General features: G+C 71.0%; 18 protein-coding genes. 8 read left to right on the top strand and 10 right to left on the bottom strand.

Features of this window, described 5'->3' with window-relative positions:
- Nucleotides 1–49 precede the first annotated feature (49 nt).
- The 5 genes from ACWDEN_RS03765 (at nt 50) to ACWDEN_RS03785 (ending at nt 6,160) form a co-directional block, all read left to right on the top strand.
- The gene (locus ACWDEN_RS03765) at nt 50–916 is read left to right on the top strand and encodes a hypothetical protein (RefSeq protein ID WP_351610412.1); all 867 of its coding nucleotides are present in this window, start codon (nt 50–52) and stop codon (nt 914–916) included.
- Nucleotides 917–995: 79 nt separating this feature from the next.
- Nucleotides 996–2,852 (top strand): molecular chaperone DnaK, encoded by a 1,857-nt coding sequence (dnaK, locus tag ACWDEN_RS03770; RefSeq protein ID WP_351610415.1) that lies wholly within the window; start codon nt 996–998, stop codon nt 2,850–2,852.
- 2 nt (nt 2,853–2,854) lie between these two features.
- On the top strand, nt 2,855–3,400 hold the full coding sequence (grpE, locus tag ACWDEN_RS03775) for a nucleotide exchange factor GrpE (RefSeq protein WP_351610417.1): 546 nt from the start codon (nt 2,855–2,857) through the stop codon (nt 3,398–3,400).
- 127 nt (nt 3,401–3,527) lie between these two features.
- Entirely contained in the window at nt 3,528–4,772 is a 1,245-nt protein-coding gene (locus ACWDEN_RS03780; protein ID WP_450857038.1) for an LmeA family phospholipid-binding protein, read from the top strand.
- Between the two features lie 110 nt (nt 4,773–4,882).
- Nucleotides 4,883–6,160 (top strand): ATP-binding protein, encoded by a 1,278-nt coding sequence (locus ACWDEN_RS03785; RefSeq protein WP_450857040.1) that lies wholly within the window; start codon nt 4,883–4,885, stop codon nt 6,158–6,160.
- Between the two features lie 80 nt (nt 6,161–6,240).
- Here ACWDEN_RS03785 and ACWDEN_RS03790 read toward each other — a convergent pair whose 3' ends face one another.
- Nucleotides 6,241–7,464 carry a saccharopine dehydrogenase family protein gene (locus ACWDEN_RS03790; protein WP_351610424.1) on the bottom strand — a complete coding sequence of 408 codons (1,224 nt, stop codon included), beginning with the start codon at nt 7,462–7,464 and terminating at the stop codon, nt 6,241–6,243.
- 137 nt (nt 7,465–7,601) lie between these two features.
- Between ACWDEN_RS03790 and ACWDEN_RS03795 the strand changes: the two genes are divergently transcribed.
- Nucleotides 7,602–8,309, top strand: coding sequence for a TetR/AcrR family transcriptional regulator (locus ACWDEN_RS03795; RefSeq protein WP_450857042.1), 708 nt, complete (start codon nt 7,602–7,604; stop codon nt 8,307–8,309).
- A gap of 433 nt (nt 8,310–8,742) precedes the next feature.
- Here ACWDEN_RS03795 and ACWDEN_RS03800 read toward each other — a convergent pair whose 3' ends face one another.
- From ACWDEN_RS03800 to ACWDEN_RS03830, 7 genes are all read right to left on the bottom strand, one after another.
- A complete protein-coding gene (locus tag ACWDEN_RS03800; RefSeq protein ID WP_351610427.1) occupies nt 8,743–8,883 on the bottom strand; it encodes a hypothetical protein in 141 nt (46 codons plus the stop codon).
- 121 nt (nt 8,884–9,004) lie between these two features.
- The gene (locus ACWDEN_RS03805) at nt 9,005–9,355 is read right to left on the bottom strand and encodes an ArsR/SmtB family transcription factor (protein WP_351610429.1); all 351 of its coding nucleotides are present in this window, start codon (nt 9,353–9,355) and stop codon (nt 9,005–9,007) included.
- Between the two features lie 159 nt (nt 9,356–9,514).
- Nucleotides 9,515–9,940: an ATP-binding protein gene (locus tag ACWDEN_RS03810; protein ID WP_351610431.1), complete on the bottom strand. Its 426-nt coding sequence runs from the start codon at nt 9,938–9,940 to the stop codon at nt 9,515–9,517.
- Nucleotides 9,940–10,347, bottom strand: coding sequence for a pyridoxamine 5'-phosphate oxidase family protein (locus ACWDEN_RS03815; RefSeq protein WP_351610434.1), 408 nt, complete (start codon nt 10,345–10,347; stop codon nt 9,940–9,942). Before ACWDEN_RS03815 ends, ACWDEN_RS03810 begins: the two co-directional genes overlap by 1 nt.
- Nucleotides 10,344–12,068 carry a SulP family inorganic anion transporter gene (locus tag ACWDEN_RS03820; protein WP_351610437.1) on the bottom strand — a complete coding sequence of 575 codons (1,725 nt, stop codon included), beginning with the start codon at nt 12,066–12,068 and terminating at the stop codon, nt 10,344–10,346. The genes ACWDEN_RS03815 and ACWDEN_RS03820 overlap by 4 nt, the downstream gene beginning before the upstream one ends.
- On the bottom strand, nt 12,065–12,406 hold the full coding sequence (locus ACWDEN_RS03825) for an ArsR/SmtB family transcription factor (protein ID WP_351610439.1): 342 nt from the start codon (nt 12,404–12,406) through the stop codon (nt 12,065–12,067). The genes ACWDEN_RS03820 and ACWDEN_RS03825 overlap by 4 nt, the downstream gene beginning before the upstream one ends.
- 164 nt (nt 12,407–12,570) lie before the next feature.
- Entirely contained in the window at nt 12,571–12,924 is a 354-nt protein-coding gene (locus tag ACWDEN_RS03830) for a zinc ribbon domain-containing protein YjdM (protein ID WP_351610441.1), read from the bottom strand.
- Nucleotides 12,925–13,098: 174 nt separating this feature from the next.
- Between ACWDEN_RS03830 and ACWDEN_RS03835 the strand changes: the two genes are divergently transcribed.
- On the top strand, nt 13,099–13,440 hold the full coding sequence (locus ACWDEN_RS03835; protein ID WP_351610444.1) for a hypothetical protein: 342 nt from the start codon (nt 13,099–13,101) through the stop codon (nt 13,438–13,440).
- A gap of 40 nt (nt 13,441–13,480) precedes the next feature.
- Here ACWDEN_RS03835 and ACWDEN_RS03840 read toward each other — a convergent pair whose 3' ends face one another.
- Nucleotides 13,481–14,188, bottom strand: coding sequence for a B3/B4 domain-containing protein (locus tag ACWDEN_RS03840; RefSeq protein ID WP_351610447.1), 708 nt, complete (start codon nt 14,186–14,188; stop codon nt 13,481–13,483).
- 559 nt (nt 14,189–14,747) lie between these two features.
- Nucleotides 14,748–15,584, bottom strand: a complete 837-nt coding sequence (locus tag ACWDEN_RS03845) for an EamA family transporter (RefSeq protein WP_450857047.1) — start codon at nt 15,582–15,584, stop codon at nt 14,748–14,750.
- Between the two features lie 120 nt (nt 15,585–15,704).
- On the opposite strand from ACWDEN_RS03845, the gene ACWDEN_RS03850 reads away from it, so the two are divergent.
- Nucleotides 15,705–16,289 (top strand): helix-turn-helix domain-containing protein, encoded by a 585-nt coding sequence (locus ACWDEN_RS03850; RefSeq protein ID WP_351610450.1) that lies wholly within the window; start codon nt 15,705–15,707, stop codon nt 16,287–16,289.
- Nucleotides 16,290–16,350: the final 61 nt, after the last annotated feature.

The following is a 16,350-nucleotide window of genomic DNA, read 5'->3' on the forward strand; positions in this document are numbered from 1 at the left end:
TGGCAGACATACCGGAACACAAGGGGCGAGACATGATGGAGGCACCGATGTGTTCCGCGAGGAGGAGTACGGCATGGCCGAGTCGGGCTCTGACGACACCGAGGCCGTGGCGAGCGGCAAGTCGCGGTTCGACGACATCTACGACCGGCCGGACCCCCGCATGTACTTCAGCCGGCTGGCCCCGCTGGAGTACGAGATCCCGCACCATGCCCAGCCGGCCTTCCGGCAGGCCGCCGCCGAACGGGCCGCGCTCGACGACGGCGTCCCCCACCGGCCTGCGGTGCTGGACGTGTGCTGCTCCTACGGGATCAACGCCGCGCTGCTCAACCACGACCTGACGCTGGCGGACCTGTACGAGCGGTACACCGCACCCGACTTCCAGAAGATGTCGACGGCGCGACTCGCGGCCCGGGACAAGGAGTTCTACGCCGGGCGGCGCCGACCGGACGCGGTGCCGGTGTTCGGCCTGGACGTCGCGGCCCCCGCCGTGCGGTACGCGGTGGAGGTGGGTCTCCTGGACGCCGCCTTCACCGACGACCTGGAGCAGGGACCGCCCGGCCCCGGGCTGAAGCGTGCGCTCGCCGAGGTCGGGCTCATCACGCTGACCGGGGGCGGCAGCTATGTCACCGCCCGCACCTTCACCGCACTGCTCGACGGCGTCCGCAGGCCGGTGTGGGTCAGCGCGTTCGTGCTGCGGACGGTGTCGTACCACCCGATCGTCCGCGCATTGGCCGCGCATGGCCTGCACACCACACTCGATGCATCCCACACCTATCCCCAGCGGCTCTTCACGGACGAGCGGGAACGGCAGTATGCGATCGCGACGGTCCGGGCGCTGGGCCATGATCCTGCCGGCCGCGAGGAGAACGGCCGTTTTCACAGCCTGCACTACGAGTCCCGGCCCCGTACGCCCTGACATCCCGCCACGGGGCCTGGCCACTTTCCGCCGTCGGCCAGGGCGCCGACAATGGAGGTGACGAGGAAGGAGAGTGCAGATGGCGCGTCCAGTCGGTATAGACCTGGGAACGACGAACTCCGTGGTCTCGGTCCTCGAGGGCGGCGAGCCCACCGTGGTCACCAACGCCGAAGGAGCCCGGACCACGCCGTCGGTCGTGGCGTTCGCGAAGAACGGTGAGGTGCTGGTCGGGGAGGTCGCCAAGCGCCAGGCCGTCACCAACGTCGATCGCACCGCGCGTTCCGTGAAGCGGCACATGGGCGATCACGCCTGGCGGTTCCCCGAGCACGGTGACGTCGACGGCAAGCGCTACACGGCACAGGAGATCTCCGCACGCGTGCTGCAGAAACTGAAGCGGGACGCGGAAGCGCACCTGGGCGAGGACGTCACCGACGCCGTGGTCACCGTCCCCGCCTACTTCGACGACGCCCAGCGGCAGGCGACCAAGGAGGCCGGGGAGATCGCCGGCCTGAACGTGCTGAGGATCATCAACGAGCCGACGGCGGCGGCGCTGGCGTACGGCCTGGACAAGGAGAACGATCAGACGGTCCTCGTCTTCGACCTGGGCGGCGGCACCTTCGACGTGTCCCTGCTGGAGATCGGCGAGGGCGTCATCGAGGTCAAGGCCACCAACGGCGACACGCACCTCGGGGGCGACGACTGGGACCAGCGGATCGTCGACCACCTGGTCACGACCTTCAAGAACAACTACGGCATCGATCTCGCCAAGGACAAGATGGCCGTGCAGCGGCTGCGGGAGGCCGCGGAGCGGGCCAAGGTCGAGCTGTCGAGCTCGACGGAGACCAACGTCAACCTCCCTTACATCACGGCCTCCGCGGAGGGACCGCTGCACCTGGACGAGAAACTCACCCGCTCCCAGTTCCAGCAGCTGACATCCGACCTGCTGGAGCGTTGCCAGGGCCCGTTCCACAACGCGGTCAGGGACGCCGGGATCAAGGTGTCCGACATCAACCACGTCATCCTGGTGGGCGGCTCCACCCGTATGCCGGCGGTCACGGAGCTGGTGCGGGAGCTGACCGGCAAGGACCCGCACAAGGGCGTGAACCCGGACGAGGTGGTGGCGGTCGGTGCCTCGCTCCAGGCCGGTGTCCTCAAGGGCGAGGTCAAGGACGTCCTGCTGCTCGACGTCACCCCGCTGTCCCTGGGCATCGAGACCAAGGGCGGCATCATGACCAAACTGATCGAACGCAACACCACGATCCCCACCCGTCGTTCGGAGATCTTCACCACCGCCGAGGACAACCAGCCCTCGGTGACCGTGCAGGTCTACCAGGGCGAACGGGAGATCGCCGCCTACAACAAGAAACTCGGCATGTTCGAGCTCACGGGCCTCGCACCCGCGCCGCGCGGCGTACCGCAGATCGAGGTCGCCTTCGACATCGACGCCAACGGCATCATGCACGTCTCGGCCAAGGACCTCGGCACCGGCAAGGAACAGAAGATGACCGTCACCGGCGGCTCGGCGCTGCCGAGGGACGACATCGACCGCATGGTCCGCGAGGCGGAGCAGCACGCCGAGGAGGACCGCAGGCGCCGGGAGGCCGCGGAGACCCGTAACCAGGCCGAACAGCTCGTCTACTCCACCGAGAAGCTGATCAGGGACAACCCCGACAAGATCCCGGCGGACGCGAAGAGCGAGACGGAGAGCGCGATCACCGAGCTGAAGGAGAAGCTGAAGGGCGAGGACACGGCGGCGATCCGGCAGGCCATGGAACGTGCGGCCGAGGCGGCACAGAAGATCGGTACGGCGATGTACGAGAGTTCGCGCGCGGAGAGCCAGACGCCCTCCGGTGCGGACACGTCCTCCGCCGCCTCCGCGGACGAAGGCGTGGTGGACGCCGAGATCGTCGACGACGACAAGCCGGAGGCGGGCTGACGATGGACAAGGGCCGGCTGCAGAACCCGGACCCGGCCCAGCTGCAGCGTCTGCTGGAGGAACGCACGGCCGACCTGCAGCGGGTGAAGGCCGAGTACGACAACTACCGCAAGCGGGTGCGCCGGGACCGGATGGCCGTAGGCGAGATCGCCGTGGCCAACGTCCTGCACGCCCTGCTGCCCGTCCTGGACGCCGTCGACCGCACGTGCGCGCACGAGCCCATGACGCCGGGCCTGAGGGACATCACCGACACCCTGGCCGCCCAGCTGGGATCCCTGGGACTCGAGGTCTTCGGGGAGAAGGGCGACCTCTTCGACCCGGCGTGCCACGACGCCGTCACCCATCACGTCTCCCCCGACACCGACCAGCTGATCTGCACGAAGATCCTGCGCCCGGGCTACCGGCTCGGTCCCCGGCTGCTCCGCCCGGCACACGTGGAGGTCACCGGGCCGGAGCCGCCCCCGAGAAACCCGCTCGTGCACGACCGAGCGGAGCCCCGGTTCACGGTGATCGACACGGGTGACGGTCCCCGGGGCTGCGGCACGTAGGCGCGAGACGCCGCGCGATGCCGACTGCCTGACCGGGGGCTGCGTACCGGCCGCGGAGGGGCTGAGTTCACGCCTTACTTCAGGGAGGACTTGCGGTTCGGGTGTGACTATGTGATCAAATCTACCGATGCGTACCCCCCACCATCAGACGCATCATGCTGCCCAGTCGGACGGACCTCCCACCGAGATGGTTCCGCCCCGCCGTAATCCCTACGACGAACTGGCCTCGCTGGCAGGCCATCCGCTGGACGACTTCCTCACCGAGGACGGCGGGGCGGCCCGGCGGGACGAAGACGCCGAGGAGCCCTGGGCACCGCCCAACCACCGGCGCGGCAGCCGCCGTCGCAACCGCGCCACGGGCCTGCCCACCGTGGCCCGATGCCTTGTCTGGGTTCTCACCCTCGCCTGCCTCGCCACCCTGGCCGACCGCTGGGCACTGCTCTACGCCGAGCACAAGGCCTCTCAACAGCTCAAGGACAAGCTGCATCTGGTCGCCGCCCCCGAGGTCCGCATCGGCGGCTTCCCCTTCCTCACCCAACTGGCCGCACAGCGCCTGGACTCCGTCTCCGTCACCGTCCCCGACATCCCCGCGCACCGGGTGACCCTCACCCAGGTCACCGCCACCGCCGACGACATACGCCTCGACGGCGACGGGCCCACCGCGGTGCGTGGTGCGCTCGTCCGGCAGGTGCACGGTCAGGTCCTGCTGTCCTTCGCCGACATGAACCGCGAACTGGGCGCCTCGCAGGTGGCGTTCACGGCAGATGGCCCCGGCCGTGTGCTGGCCCGGGGCACCCTGCGTGTCGGGGGCCGCGCGCTGAGCGTACGGGCCGACGCCCGCATCCGGCGCGACGGGGACCGTGGCATCGCCACCTCTGTGGACGGCATACGGCTCGACATCGACGACCTCGCCACGTACCGGCCCGGCACCGGGCCCGACGAGGGCCTCCACCTGACTCCCGCCTCAGCGCGCCGTCTCACCCGGGAGGCGGAGAAGATCAAGGCCCTGCTGGCGGTCCCGGCGATCGTGCACCGCCTGGGTGTCCCCGACAGCGCGGTGCGCGCCGCGCTCCACGACGAGGACAGACTCCATCAACTCACCGGCGCGCCGCGCTTCCTGCACGAACTGGCTCGCGTCAACCTCCTCGACGTGGCACTCGCCCACCCGACGCTCCTGAAGCGGCTGGGACTGGACCCGACCTTGCTCACCGCCCTGACCAAGCTCACCCGCCCCGAGATCGCCGACCGCTACTCCTTCGCCGTCCAGCTGCCGGCACCACCCGGCGGCGCCGTGCGCCTGCAGCGCGTGACGGTGGGCAGGGACGGCATCCGCGCGGACGTGTCGGGGACGGGACTGCTCCTGGGCCGCTGAGCACTCGGGCCCGGTCGCGGCGCCGCCGCCGAAGATCGGCATCGGCTCGGTTCGTCGCCGGCTGCCGCAGCAGAGACAATGGGACTCCCACACCGGGCGAGGTGGTGGCGATGCCCGCTTGGCATCTGCGTGACTATCACGACGACGATCTTGATCAGGCCATCCAGATCTGGGACCAGAGCCGCCGGGCCGACGAGGACCGGGTGTTTCCCGTGTCGGAGGTGATGGCCGCGGCCAAGGCCGGTCAGACGGCGGTGGTCGCCGTGGTCGGCGGCGAACTGGTGGGCATGGCCGTGGCGCAGGCCCAGGGCAAACGGGGCTGGATCCTGCTGGTGGCACTCGCCTCCCGATGGCGCGAGCGCGGGATCGGCAGTGCTCTGCTCGCCGAATTGGAACGGCGGCTGCGCGCACTGGGCGTGCGCCACATCAGCACGCTGCTGCCCGCCGGCGCCGCTGGGACGAAGGCTCTGGAGAACTCGGGCTACCGGTTCCGTGACGACCTGACCTACTACGAGAAACTCGAACCACCGGGAACCGCCAACGCCGATGTCCTCGCCGCGCTGGGCGGCCGCATGCTCCCCGAGGGACTCTGGGGCACCATGGCCGGCATGGAGCGCGAGAAGGAGGTCATCGAGCGCCGTGTCGTGCTCCCGCTGACCGAGCCCGCCCTGGCCGACCGCTACGGTCTCACCCCGCCCAAGGCGATCATCCTGTTCGGCCCGCCGGGCACCGGCAAGACCAGTTTCGCCAAGGCGGTGGCCTCGCGGCTCGGCTGGCCGTTCGTGGAACTCTTCCCGTCCCGGCTCGCGGCCGACACGAGTGAGGGTCTGTCCGTGGCGCTGCGGGACACCTTCGCGGACCTGGCGGAACTGGACTCGGTGCTGCTCTTCATCGACGAAGTCGAAGAGATCGCGGGGGTACGTTCAGGAAAGGCGGTCGATCCCGGCCATGGAGTGACCAACGAGCTGCTCAAGCTCATCCCTGTCTTCCGTGAGCACGACTCGCGGTTGCTGGCCTGTGCCACCAATTCGGTGCGCTCTCTCGACCCGGCCTTCCTGCGGCCGGGCCGGTTCGACTACGTCATCCCCGTCGGCCCTCCGGACCCCACGGCTCGCGCGGCGATCTGGGACCGCTATCTCAGGGCAGCCGCCGGCTCGGTCGACCTCAGCCAACTGGTCGAGGCCAGCGAGCTGTTCACCCCGGCCGACATCGAATTCGCCGCCCGCAAGGGTGCGCAGGCGGCGTTCGAACGCGAAGTCACGCAACGCCAGGGCCGGCCGGCCACCACCGAGGACTACATGACGGCCATCGCCGACACCCGGCCGACGCTCACCGCGCAGGCCATCGAGGAGTTCGCCGAGGACATCGACACGTACAGCCGGCTCTGAGTCACGGCCTCGCTCAGCACGCGGCTGCCTGTCCCGCAAGGAGGACGCGGAAGCAGACGAAGACGTGGAGGACAGCGGGATCAGCTGTCGTCGCGCAGGCCCCACGGAGAGCCGTACTCGGTGAGCAGGTCCAGGAAGGGGCGCGGGGGCAGGGCTTCCGGACCGAGAACGCCCTTGCCTGACCAGGCGCCGGTGGACAGCAGTTCCAGGGCGACGACCGGGTTGAGCGCCGTCTGCCAGACCACGGCCTGCGAGCCGTACTCGCGCATCGACCACTGGTTGTCGACCACGTGGTACAGGTACACCTCCCGAGGCGCCCCGTCCTTGCTGCCCTTGACCCACGTGCCGGCGCAGGTCTTGCCCGTCATCCGCTCCCCCAGGCCGGCCGGGTCGGGCAGGCACGCGGCGACCACGTCGCGCGGCGAGACGTGTACGGGTCCCTCATTTCCGGGCACGCCCACCGGGGCCGTCGAGTCCAGGCCCAGTTCGTGGAGGGTCTTCAGCTTGGCGATGAAGTCGTCGCCCAGCCCGTACTTGAACGTGACACGACGCGCGTCCACCCAGCGCGGTATCAGCAGCACCTCTTCGTGCTCGACGTTGACACACTCCACCGGGCCGATGCCCTCGGGGAAGTCGAAGACCTCGGGCTCGCTGAACGGCGGAGTGGTGAACCAGCCGCGGCCCTTTTCGTACACCACCGGCGGGTTGAGGCACTCCTCGATGGTCGTCCAGATACTGAAGGACGGCGCGAAGTCGTGGCCTTCGACCGTCAGGTTGGCGCCGTCCCGGACGCCGATCTCCTCGATGTCGTCGAAGAGTTCGTCGGCGGCGTACCGGGCGAAGACGTCGGACAGGCCCGGCTCCACGCCCATGCCGACCAGCGCCAGCCGCCCGGCCTCCTCCCAGCGCCGGGCCAGTGCGAACTGTTCGTCCCCGAGCTTGACACCGCACTCCTGATAAGGGCGCGAGCCGTGCGGCGCGGACAGCGACATCGCCATGTCCAGGTAGTGCGCGCCGGCCTCCAGGGCGGCCTGGAACAGCGGCATCACGAACCGGGGGTCGGTGGCGTTGAGCAGCACGTCGCACCGCTCCTCGACGAGCATCCGGCGGACCTCCCCCTGGTCCGAGGCGTCCAGCCGCCGCGCGCTGAACCGGGCGCCCCGCTCCCCGAGGGCCGCGACCGCGGCCTCGGCGCGGACGAGGTCGTAGTCGGCGACGACCATGTGGGCGAGGAACTCGCGACGAGCGGCGATCCGGGTGACGGCCGTCCCCACGCCACCCGCGCCGACCAGAAGTACGCGCATGTCACACACCTTTCTCCCGGGAGGCGAGCGCCTCCGGACGGGCTCGATGCAACGCGACGCCGGGATATAAGGTCAACCCTGTTGGCATAAGGGAGGGCACGCACGCGGCACGCGGCCGGCACGGAGGGACGAGTGACATGGCGAAGCAAGTGGTGCCGGAGGCGGCACGTCAGCGGCGGCGGCCCACGCGCGGCGGCACCGTGCTGTCGGAGGAGATCATCGTGCAGGCCGCCCTGCGTGTCCTGCGGGAGCACGGCAGCACCGGGCTGACGGCACGCCGTCTCGGCACGGCGCTGGGCGCCGATCCGAGCACCCTCTACCGCTACTTCGCCGGGATGGACGACCTGGCGCGGGCCATCGGGGACGAGCTGATGGGCAGGGCTCTCGACGGCTGGACGGCCACCGGGGACTGGCGCACGGACCTGCGCGCGCTGGGCCGGGCCATCCATGCCTCCTATCTCGCGCACCCGCAGGCAGCCGTTCTCACCGCCAGCCGGGTCACCGGGAGGCCTCGCGAGATCGCCGTGGACGAGACCATCCTCGGCATCCTGCGCGGCGCCGGGCTGCCCGACCCCGTGGCGGTGCGCGTGTACCACGCGTTCATCGACCAGAGTCTCGCCTTCGCCGCGCTCGACGCCGGAGCCCTCGCGCTGGCGGACGAGGCCCGGGCGGGCGACGAGGAGATGTGGCACTCCACCTATGCCCGGCTGCCCGCCGAGTCCCATCCGAACATCGCGGCCACGGCACATCTGCTCGCCAGGTACATGCCGCACAGCGCCTATCCGGTCGCCCTGGAGATACTGCTGGAACACACCGCCGCGCAACTGTCACGATCGGGGGCGTGAGGCGTGCGGCTCCGGTCTGGGTCTCCTGCGTCAGGATCCGGACCCGGCCGCCGGACAGGTCCTCGACCAGCCAGGCGTGCGGCACGTCGAGCTGCTCCTCGGGCGTGCCGTCCCGCCCGGCGGTCCAGGACAGCCGGCCCGGCACACCGGCGGCCGGGGCCTGGGCCGGGACTCCACGACCACACACGTCGTTGCAGAACATCCCGAGGTCGGCGACGTGGTTGTGGATCCGTTCCAGTTCCAGATCGCCCCGGGCTCCGGCGGGCACCCCGGCACGGTCAGGTCCACCGGTACGACGTCGAAGGCGGCGCCCTCGACGCCGTGCCCGCCGGCGAAGTCCCTGCAGTCGGCCCCGCAGTCCCGGCCGCGATCACCAGGCGCGGCTCGCTCATCGCGGTCACGGTGCGGTGCAGTGGCTGGGCCATGTTCCGGGTCACCGAGCCGGTCTCCAGTGCCACGTCGGCGTGCCGGGGGCCGAGACCACCAGGCGTGCCCCGTACCGCTCGGCGTCGTACACCGGGCCGAAGGCGGCGGCGATCTCGATCTCGCAGCCGTTGCAGGAGCCCGCGTCCACGCAGCGAACCTGCGCCGAACCGCCCAACTGCCGTGCCTTCGGGGGCGCTTCGCCCCCCTTTCTCAGGCATTGCCGGCGTTCGCGAAATATTGCCGCAGGTGCAGGCGCCCGACGGCCGTCGCTACGACGGCGGCTCCCCCTGCGACTGGGCCGCCTTCAGGTCGGCGAGCAGTTCGGCCTGACCGGCCAGCACACCGGAGAGGATGGTGCGGGCGACCCGGAGCAGCTCGGCGACGTGGGGGCTGGTCAGGGAGTAGTACACGTTCGAGCCCTCCTTTCGCGTCCTGACCAGGTTCGCGCGCCGCAGCACGGCCAACTGCTGGGACAGGTGCGCGGGCTCGATGCCCACCTCGGGCAGCATCTCGGCGACCGCGTGCTCGCGCTCGCTCAGCAACTCCAGGACACGGATGCGCGCCGGGTGGCCGAGGGTCTTGAAGAACTCGGCCTTCAGCTGGTACAGCGGCGTACTCATCGAGCCGTCTCCTTCTCGGCACGACAGATCGGCCCCGCCGGCCGGGCCCCGGCGCATCGCATCCATCCACTCGTCAAGAACATGCGGCCATCCTCGCCTGCGGAAGCGGCCGGGCCCAACCCGCATCGAGGAGCCGGGCCGGCCGGGCGCTCGTGGGCGTCAGAGAGGCAGGGTGATCCATATGCTCTTGCCTCCGCCGTCGGCGTCCGTGCGGACGACGGCCGTGCCGCTCAGGCCGAGGACGAGCTCCATGACGGTGCCGAGACCGCCCGTGCCGCCGCTGGTCGCCGATCCGTACAGCAGCGGCTGGTAGGGGTGGCGGTCGTGGACGGCGAAGGCCAGACAGTCCCGGCCGGCCGCGTAGATCACCGTGAGCTGCGGGGAGAGGGCGGCCGCGTGCCGGACGCTGTTGGTGACGAGCTCGCTCAGGATCAGCAGGGCCGGGTTCACGGTGGGGTGTCGCAGTCCGATCCCCCACTCCACCAGCACCAGCTCCGCGGTCTCACGGGCCAGCCGGACGGCGGACGGTTCGCTGGGCAGCGTGAGCACATGCCGCTGCGGCAGGACTTCCAGCTGCGTCGACATCACGCCTCCGCGCGGGTCAGGCGAAACCCGGTGACCGTCTTGGGGTGGATCCGCAGGACCGTGTCGTGCGGACCGTGGGACCAGCCGGACAGCGTGCGCCGGTAGTGGGCGATCTCGTCGCGATCCGTGATCGCCTCGGCGGGGCCGGTCACGGTCACGGCCCAGCCCGTCCCGGTCGCTTCCTGGATCTCGTCCACCTGGTACGTCGCGGTGTCGGGCACCGCCGTGGCCGGCGCAGGGGTGCGCACGACCAGCCGACCGTACTGGAAGACGTGCCGGGCCGGGCGGATGACGGCCTGCTCCCGCAGCACGTACACCAGGCGGCCCAAACTGCCGCCCTCCAGCAGCCACAACGTCTCGGCGCCGGACAGCTCGAGCATGCGCACAGGGGTGGGGGACGCTCTCATACGACGGCTTCCTCGGGCGTGGGGCCGGTCTTGGGGGCGGGGACGGCCGGCAGGACCCCGGCGTTCTCCAGGTGGTCGCGGGCCGCACTGATCGCCTCGGGTGTGGTGGCGTACTCCGCACCCTCCTGGCACAGCACCTCCAGTGCGCCGACGGAGTCGAGGACCTGACGCTGGCCGGCGCGGATGCCGGAGGCGAGGACGAGAATGCCGCGCCGGTTCAGCTTCTCGACGGCGTCCTTGAGGACCAGGGCTCCGGTCGCGTCCATGGTCGACACGCGGGACATGCGCAGGATCACCACCCGGACGTCCGCCACTTCGGTCAGCTCCAGCAGGAAGCGGTGGGCGGCGGCGAAGAACAGGGGCCCGTCGATGCGGAAGGCGACGATGTGCTCGGCGAGCAGAGCGTGTTCCTCGGCGCTGTGGTTGCCCTGGTCGAGCGGCACCTGGTCGAGACGGGCCTGTCGGGCCACCGCACGCAGGGCGAGCGCGCCCGCGACGACCAGGCCTGTGATCACGGCGTAGACGAGGTCCAGGGCGAGTGTCGCGACAGCGGTCAGTACGAGTATCACCGCGTCCGAGCGGGTCGCCCTCGCCATCGCCCGCAGCGAACCGACCTCCACCATGCGGATCGCCGTGGCCAGCAGCACACCGGCGAGCGCGGCGAGGGGGATCTTCGAGACGAGGGGCGCGGCGGCGAAGACGATCACCGCGAGGACGGCGGCATGCGTGAGCGCGGCGAGCCTGGAGCTCGCCCCGGTGCGGACGTTGACGGCGGTGCGGGCGATCGCGCCGGTCGCCGGGACGCCGCCGAACAGCGGGGCGGCGATGTTGGCCAGGCCCTGGCCGAACAGCTCTCGGTCCGGGTCGTGCTTCTGGCCGACGGTCATGCCGTCGGCGACCGATGCCGACAGCAGCGACTCCAGTGCGGCCAGGGCCGCGACCGCGACGGCCGGGGCCAGCAGGGTGCCGAGGGATCCCGGGTCGAGGAAGGACAGCGAGGGCACGGGCAGCCCCGCAGGCAGGGCCCCGATCGGCCGCGCCGCTCCCGGCCCGGCCACCTGGGCCACGATCGTCGCGGCGATCACCGCGACGATGGAGAAGGGGATCGTCGGCCGCCACCGGACGCCGGCCAGCATGACCGCGGCGACGCCGACCGCGAAGGCGAGTGCGGTCCAGTTCGGGGCCTTCACGAACTCCTCGACCGCCCGCCAGGTGACGACCAGGACGCGGTCGCCCTCGGGCTTGGGTACTCCCAGGGCGTTCGGGACCTGCTGGAGTCCGATCACGCAGGCGATGCCGAGCGTGAAGCCCTCGACGACGGGCGCGGGCACGTACTGCATGTACTTCCCGGCGCGCAGCGCGGCGAGCGCGACGAGCATCAGGCCGGCCATCAGACCGACCGTGAGGACACCGCTCGGGCCGTACTTGCCGACGATCGGCACGAGTACGACGGTCATCGCGCCGGTCGGCCCCGACACCTGCAGGTTCGAACCACCGAAGACGGCGGCGAGCGCACCGGCGACGACCGCGGTCGCCAGGCCCGCCTGCGCGCCCAGCCCGGAGGAGACACCGAAACCGAGGGCGAGCGGCAGCGCCACGATCGCGACGGTCAGCCCGGCCAGCAGATCCCGGCGTGGGTCGCGCCGCATCCGGTCGAGGTCGGCGCCGGAGGGCAGCAGCGAGACGACCCGGGCCCCGGCCCGGTTGATCCCCGACGTCATCGCGCGGCGACCTCGGCGTCCCGCAGCTCGGCCAACAGCTCGGTCCGCCCGGCCAGCATCTCGGTCAGGATCCGGCGCGCGGCCTTCAGCAGGTCCGCTACATCGCCGCCGGCCAGCTCGTAGACGACCGTGGAGCCGTCCCGGGTCGAGGTGACGATCCCGGAGCGGCGCAGTACCGCCAGCTGCTGCGACAGGCTGGACGGTTCCACCTCGATCTCGGCGAGCAGGTCCCGCACCGGCTTCGGCCCGTCCTGCAGGAGCTCCAGCACCCGTATGCGCACGGGATGACCGAGCATCCGGAAGAACTCGGCCTTGGCCTGGTACAGCGGAACGGACACGGCCCCTCGGCTTCCCTTGTGGACCCCCACCCGGGGGGACGCAGACGGCTGTGCCCGCGGCTACCTGCAGGCACCAGCCAACACAGCATCTAACCAATTGCGAAATTTTGCAATTCCGCATCAGTCTGCACCCAGCGCCCCCGCAGGCGGGGGCGATCAGGCCTTCAGGCCTTCTTCACCACGCTGGACTTGAGCTGCATCGCTCCGAAGCCCTCGATCTTGCAGTCGATGTCATGGCCGTCGACCCCGTCGACCAGCCGGATGTTGCGCACCTTCGTGCCGGCCTTGATCCCCGAGGGGCTGCCCTTCACCTTCAGCGCCTTCACCACGACCACGGAGTCGCCGTCCTGCAGCACATTGCCGACGGAGTCCCTGACGACCCGCTCCCCCACGGCGTCCGTGCCCCCGTTCTCGGCGGGAACCCATTCGTGTCCGCACTCCGGGCACACGACAAGGGAGTTCATCTCGTAGGTGTACTCGCAGGAGCACTTCGGACAGGGAGGAAGATTTTCGATCATCCGACCAGGGTATCCGGCCTCGGCGTCCGCCCGAGTCGGCGCCGAGCTCGTTGCCGAGCGTCCCGGCCCCTGGGCCCTCACGGTGCACCCTCAGAGGTCTCAGGTTCACGCCCGGGCACCGGTGCTCTTCACTGATCACAGGAAGAAGAGCAACTCGGCCTCACGGGGGTACACATGCACAGCAGGAAGCGCATCTTTGCGGCCGGCCTGGCCACCGCGGTCTCCGCCGTGGCTCTCTCCGTCGCCGGCGTGGCGGTTCCGGCGCAGGCCGTCGCCGCCGAGGGGACCGTCGACTGCGACGGCTGGGTGCACAACAACGATCCGGACGTCGGCATCGCGGGCTGTCAGAACAACACCGACCACACCGTCACGTTCCGCGCCGAGATCGTCTGCGGCTGGGCCCCGGACGTCTCCGGCAACTGGGTGACACTGAACCCGGGTCAGTACGGTGAGTCCACCGGCTCCTGCGCCTTCTACAGCTCGGGGGTCGGCAGCGTCGGCTGGACCATCCAGTGACACATGGGTGGTCCAGGCGCCGCCGGTCGACACCACACTCTCAGACCGTGGCCTGGGGTTGGGTCGGGCTCAGATAGTGCACGGACGTCCGGTCGGCGTGTGGGGCGAGCAGGCCCTGCAGTTCGTCCGCCGCGAGCTTGAGGAGGTCGCCGTCCCGGTCCGCGCGGAGGGTTTCGAGGACGAAGGCGATGTGTGCGGAGCCCTCGGTCACGCGGGTGCGGTGGGCGTCGCGGTGGTTCCAGTGGCGGGTGAGGACGCCGGTGGTGTCCGCGTAGACGACCTCGCCCGGCTTGGGATTCTCGCCGATGTCGGGTTCGCCGAGCGGTGTGAAGGACTCGGTGCCGTCCGCGTACCGGATGTCCACGTCGCCGGTGACGTGATCCAGGTCGAAGGCGCCGGCGGGCAGACCGTGCCGTACGGAGACGGAGTTGTAGGAGTCCACGGCCGGGTTGATGCGCGGCAGGGTCCCCTTCTTGGCAAGGCGGCGGCCGAGTGCGTCGACGCTGGGGCGGATGCGGCGGGGGTTGGTCCCGAAGGAGCGGTAGGCGGAGTGCCAGGCCTCGATGCGGGGGTCGGTCTCGTCGGCGGGGTGCCAGGTTCCTTCGGCGAGCCGCTGCTCCAGTTCCTCCAGGGCGGCGGCGGTGTGGGGCCAGGGCTCGTGGCCGCGCACGCCGGTGGCCGTGACCAGGGCGATGAGGGCGCAGGGGAAGGCTTCTGCGACGGCGGGGGCGAGACGGAAGTCGGTCATCGGCGGGTTGTCCGTTTCCTGGGGCGAGCGTGCGTGTGTGCGGGGAGGGGGCGGGTGCGTGGGTCCCCGGGTCAGGGCTTCCGGGGGCCCACACGGTCCAGGCGGCGCAGCTGCCGGCGCGCGGTGGGCACGTCCCGCACATTGGTGACTTCCAGGCGCAGGCCGCGGATGCCGGGCAGCATCCGGCCGTACGGCGGCTGGTCCCCGGCGACGGCGGCGTGGTCGCCGTCGGGCTGGAGGTGGGGCGCGCCAGGGGCCCGGGTTGAAGGTGTAGTCGCCGTTGACGGTGAAGGTGACGTTCGGGTCGTGTTCGATCGTCCGCCAGACGGGTTCGGCCGGGCGAGGTGGATCAGCAGGTCTGAGCCGTCGCTGGTGAAGTGAGTGGGGACGACGACGGGCGGGTGGCCGGGGAGGCCGCCGGCGCTCAGCCGGCCGAAGTCGTGGCCTTCGGCGAGCCACGACTGCCATTCGGCTGCGTCGAGGCCGGCGTCCCAGAGGGTGGACGAACATCCGTCTCTCCTTGCGCGGCCGCGAGTGCGGCGGGGTGTCACGCCGCGGCTCAGGTCAGGGCCAGGAGGCTGACGGCCAGGGCGGCGGTGCCCAGGCCGACGAGCTGGCCGCGGTGGATGCGTTCGGCGAGCACACCGCGGGCGAGCAGGACCGTGCCGGCCGGGTAGAGGGCGGTGATCACGGCGACGACGGTGAGGTCCCCGCTGCGGGCGGCGAGCAGGAACAGCAGGTTCGCCACCGAGTCCAGCACTCCCGCGGCCGCCGACATGCCGTACGCCGGCCGCTCGGAGCCCAGCCTGCGGCGCAGCAGCCCCGCTGCGGCCAGCGTGACCGCCGAGGACACGGCCCGGCCGGTGATCAGCGGGGCCACGCCGCTGTCGTGCGGCGCCTGGTGCAGGAAGATGAGCTGGAGGGCGATGGCGGCGCCCGCGCCGACGGCCGGCATCAGCGCCGTACGGGAGGGGCGGGCCGAGCCCGCGGCGTGTCCGGCGCTGACCAGCACCACCGCGAGCAGTGCGAGTGGCAGCCCCACCAGCCCGGCGATGGTCAGTTGCTCGCCCTGCAGCAGGCCGACGGCCACGGGCAGCGCGGCGGAGACCAGCGCGGTCACCGGCGACAGGACGTTCATCGGGCCGATCGCCAGGGTGCGGTAGAGCAGGGCGAACGCGGCGGCCGAGGCGACCCCGGACGCGGCGCCCCAGGCGAGGGCGCCGGCACTGAACGAGGCGCCGAGCACCGGCCACAGCAGCAGCTCGACCGCGAGACTGGCCGGGGCCGCGACCATCACGGTCCGCAGCACATGGGCCTTGCGGGCGCCGAGGCCGCCGAGGAAGTCGGCGCATCCGTACGCGAGAGAGCTGCCCAGGGCCAGCAGCAGAGCGATCACAGCACATCCCTTGAGTCAGTGAAACGACCACACAGTACAACGGACCGACCAGGACGTGTCAATCAAACGACCGTGCAGTACATTCCAGTACTCAAAGGCAGAGGTGAGGACGGTGATCAGGTGGCCGAGACAGCCGCCGCCCTGCGGTCGGTCGCGCACAACGTCCGGGCGGCCCGCATCCGCGCCGGGCTGTCGCTGGACGAGCTCGGCCGGCGCGCCCAGGTCAGCAAGGGTGCCCTGGTGGGACTGGAGAAGGCCCAGGGCAACCCCAACCTGGCCACCCTGGTCCGGCTGGCCGACACCCTCGGCATCTCGGTGTCCGCGCTGATGCAGGGGCCGCCCGAAGGCCGCGTCCGCGTCGTGTCCGGTGACGCCGTCGCCCCCTTGTGGACCGGAGAACGCGGCAGCGAGGCCCGCCTCATGCTGACCACCTCCGGTCCCGCCCCGGTCGAGGTCTGGCGCTGGCGGCTGGAACCGGGCGAGGAATATCCCAGCCACCCCCACCAGGCGGGGGTCGTGGAGACCGTCAGCGTCACCTCGGGCCGCATGACCCTGATCGTCGACGGCGCGGAACACACCGTCGCGGCGGGCCAGACCGCCACGTTCGACGGCGACACCCCGCACACCTACCGCGGCGCGGGCACCGAGACCTGCCACCTGATCATGACGGTCCACCTGCCGCCCGGTCCCGCCACCCCCAAGTGAAGTACGCCGCTCCCAGGTGAGGCACGCCGCGCCAGGCCAAGTACGCCCCCGGCCGACATCC

The organism is Streptomyces sp. NPDC001153 (assembly GCF_053598315.1).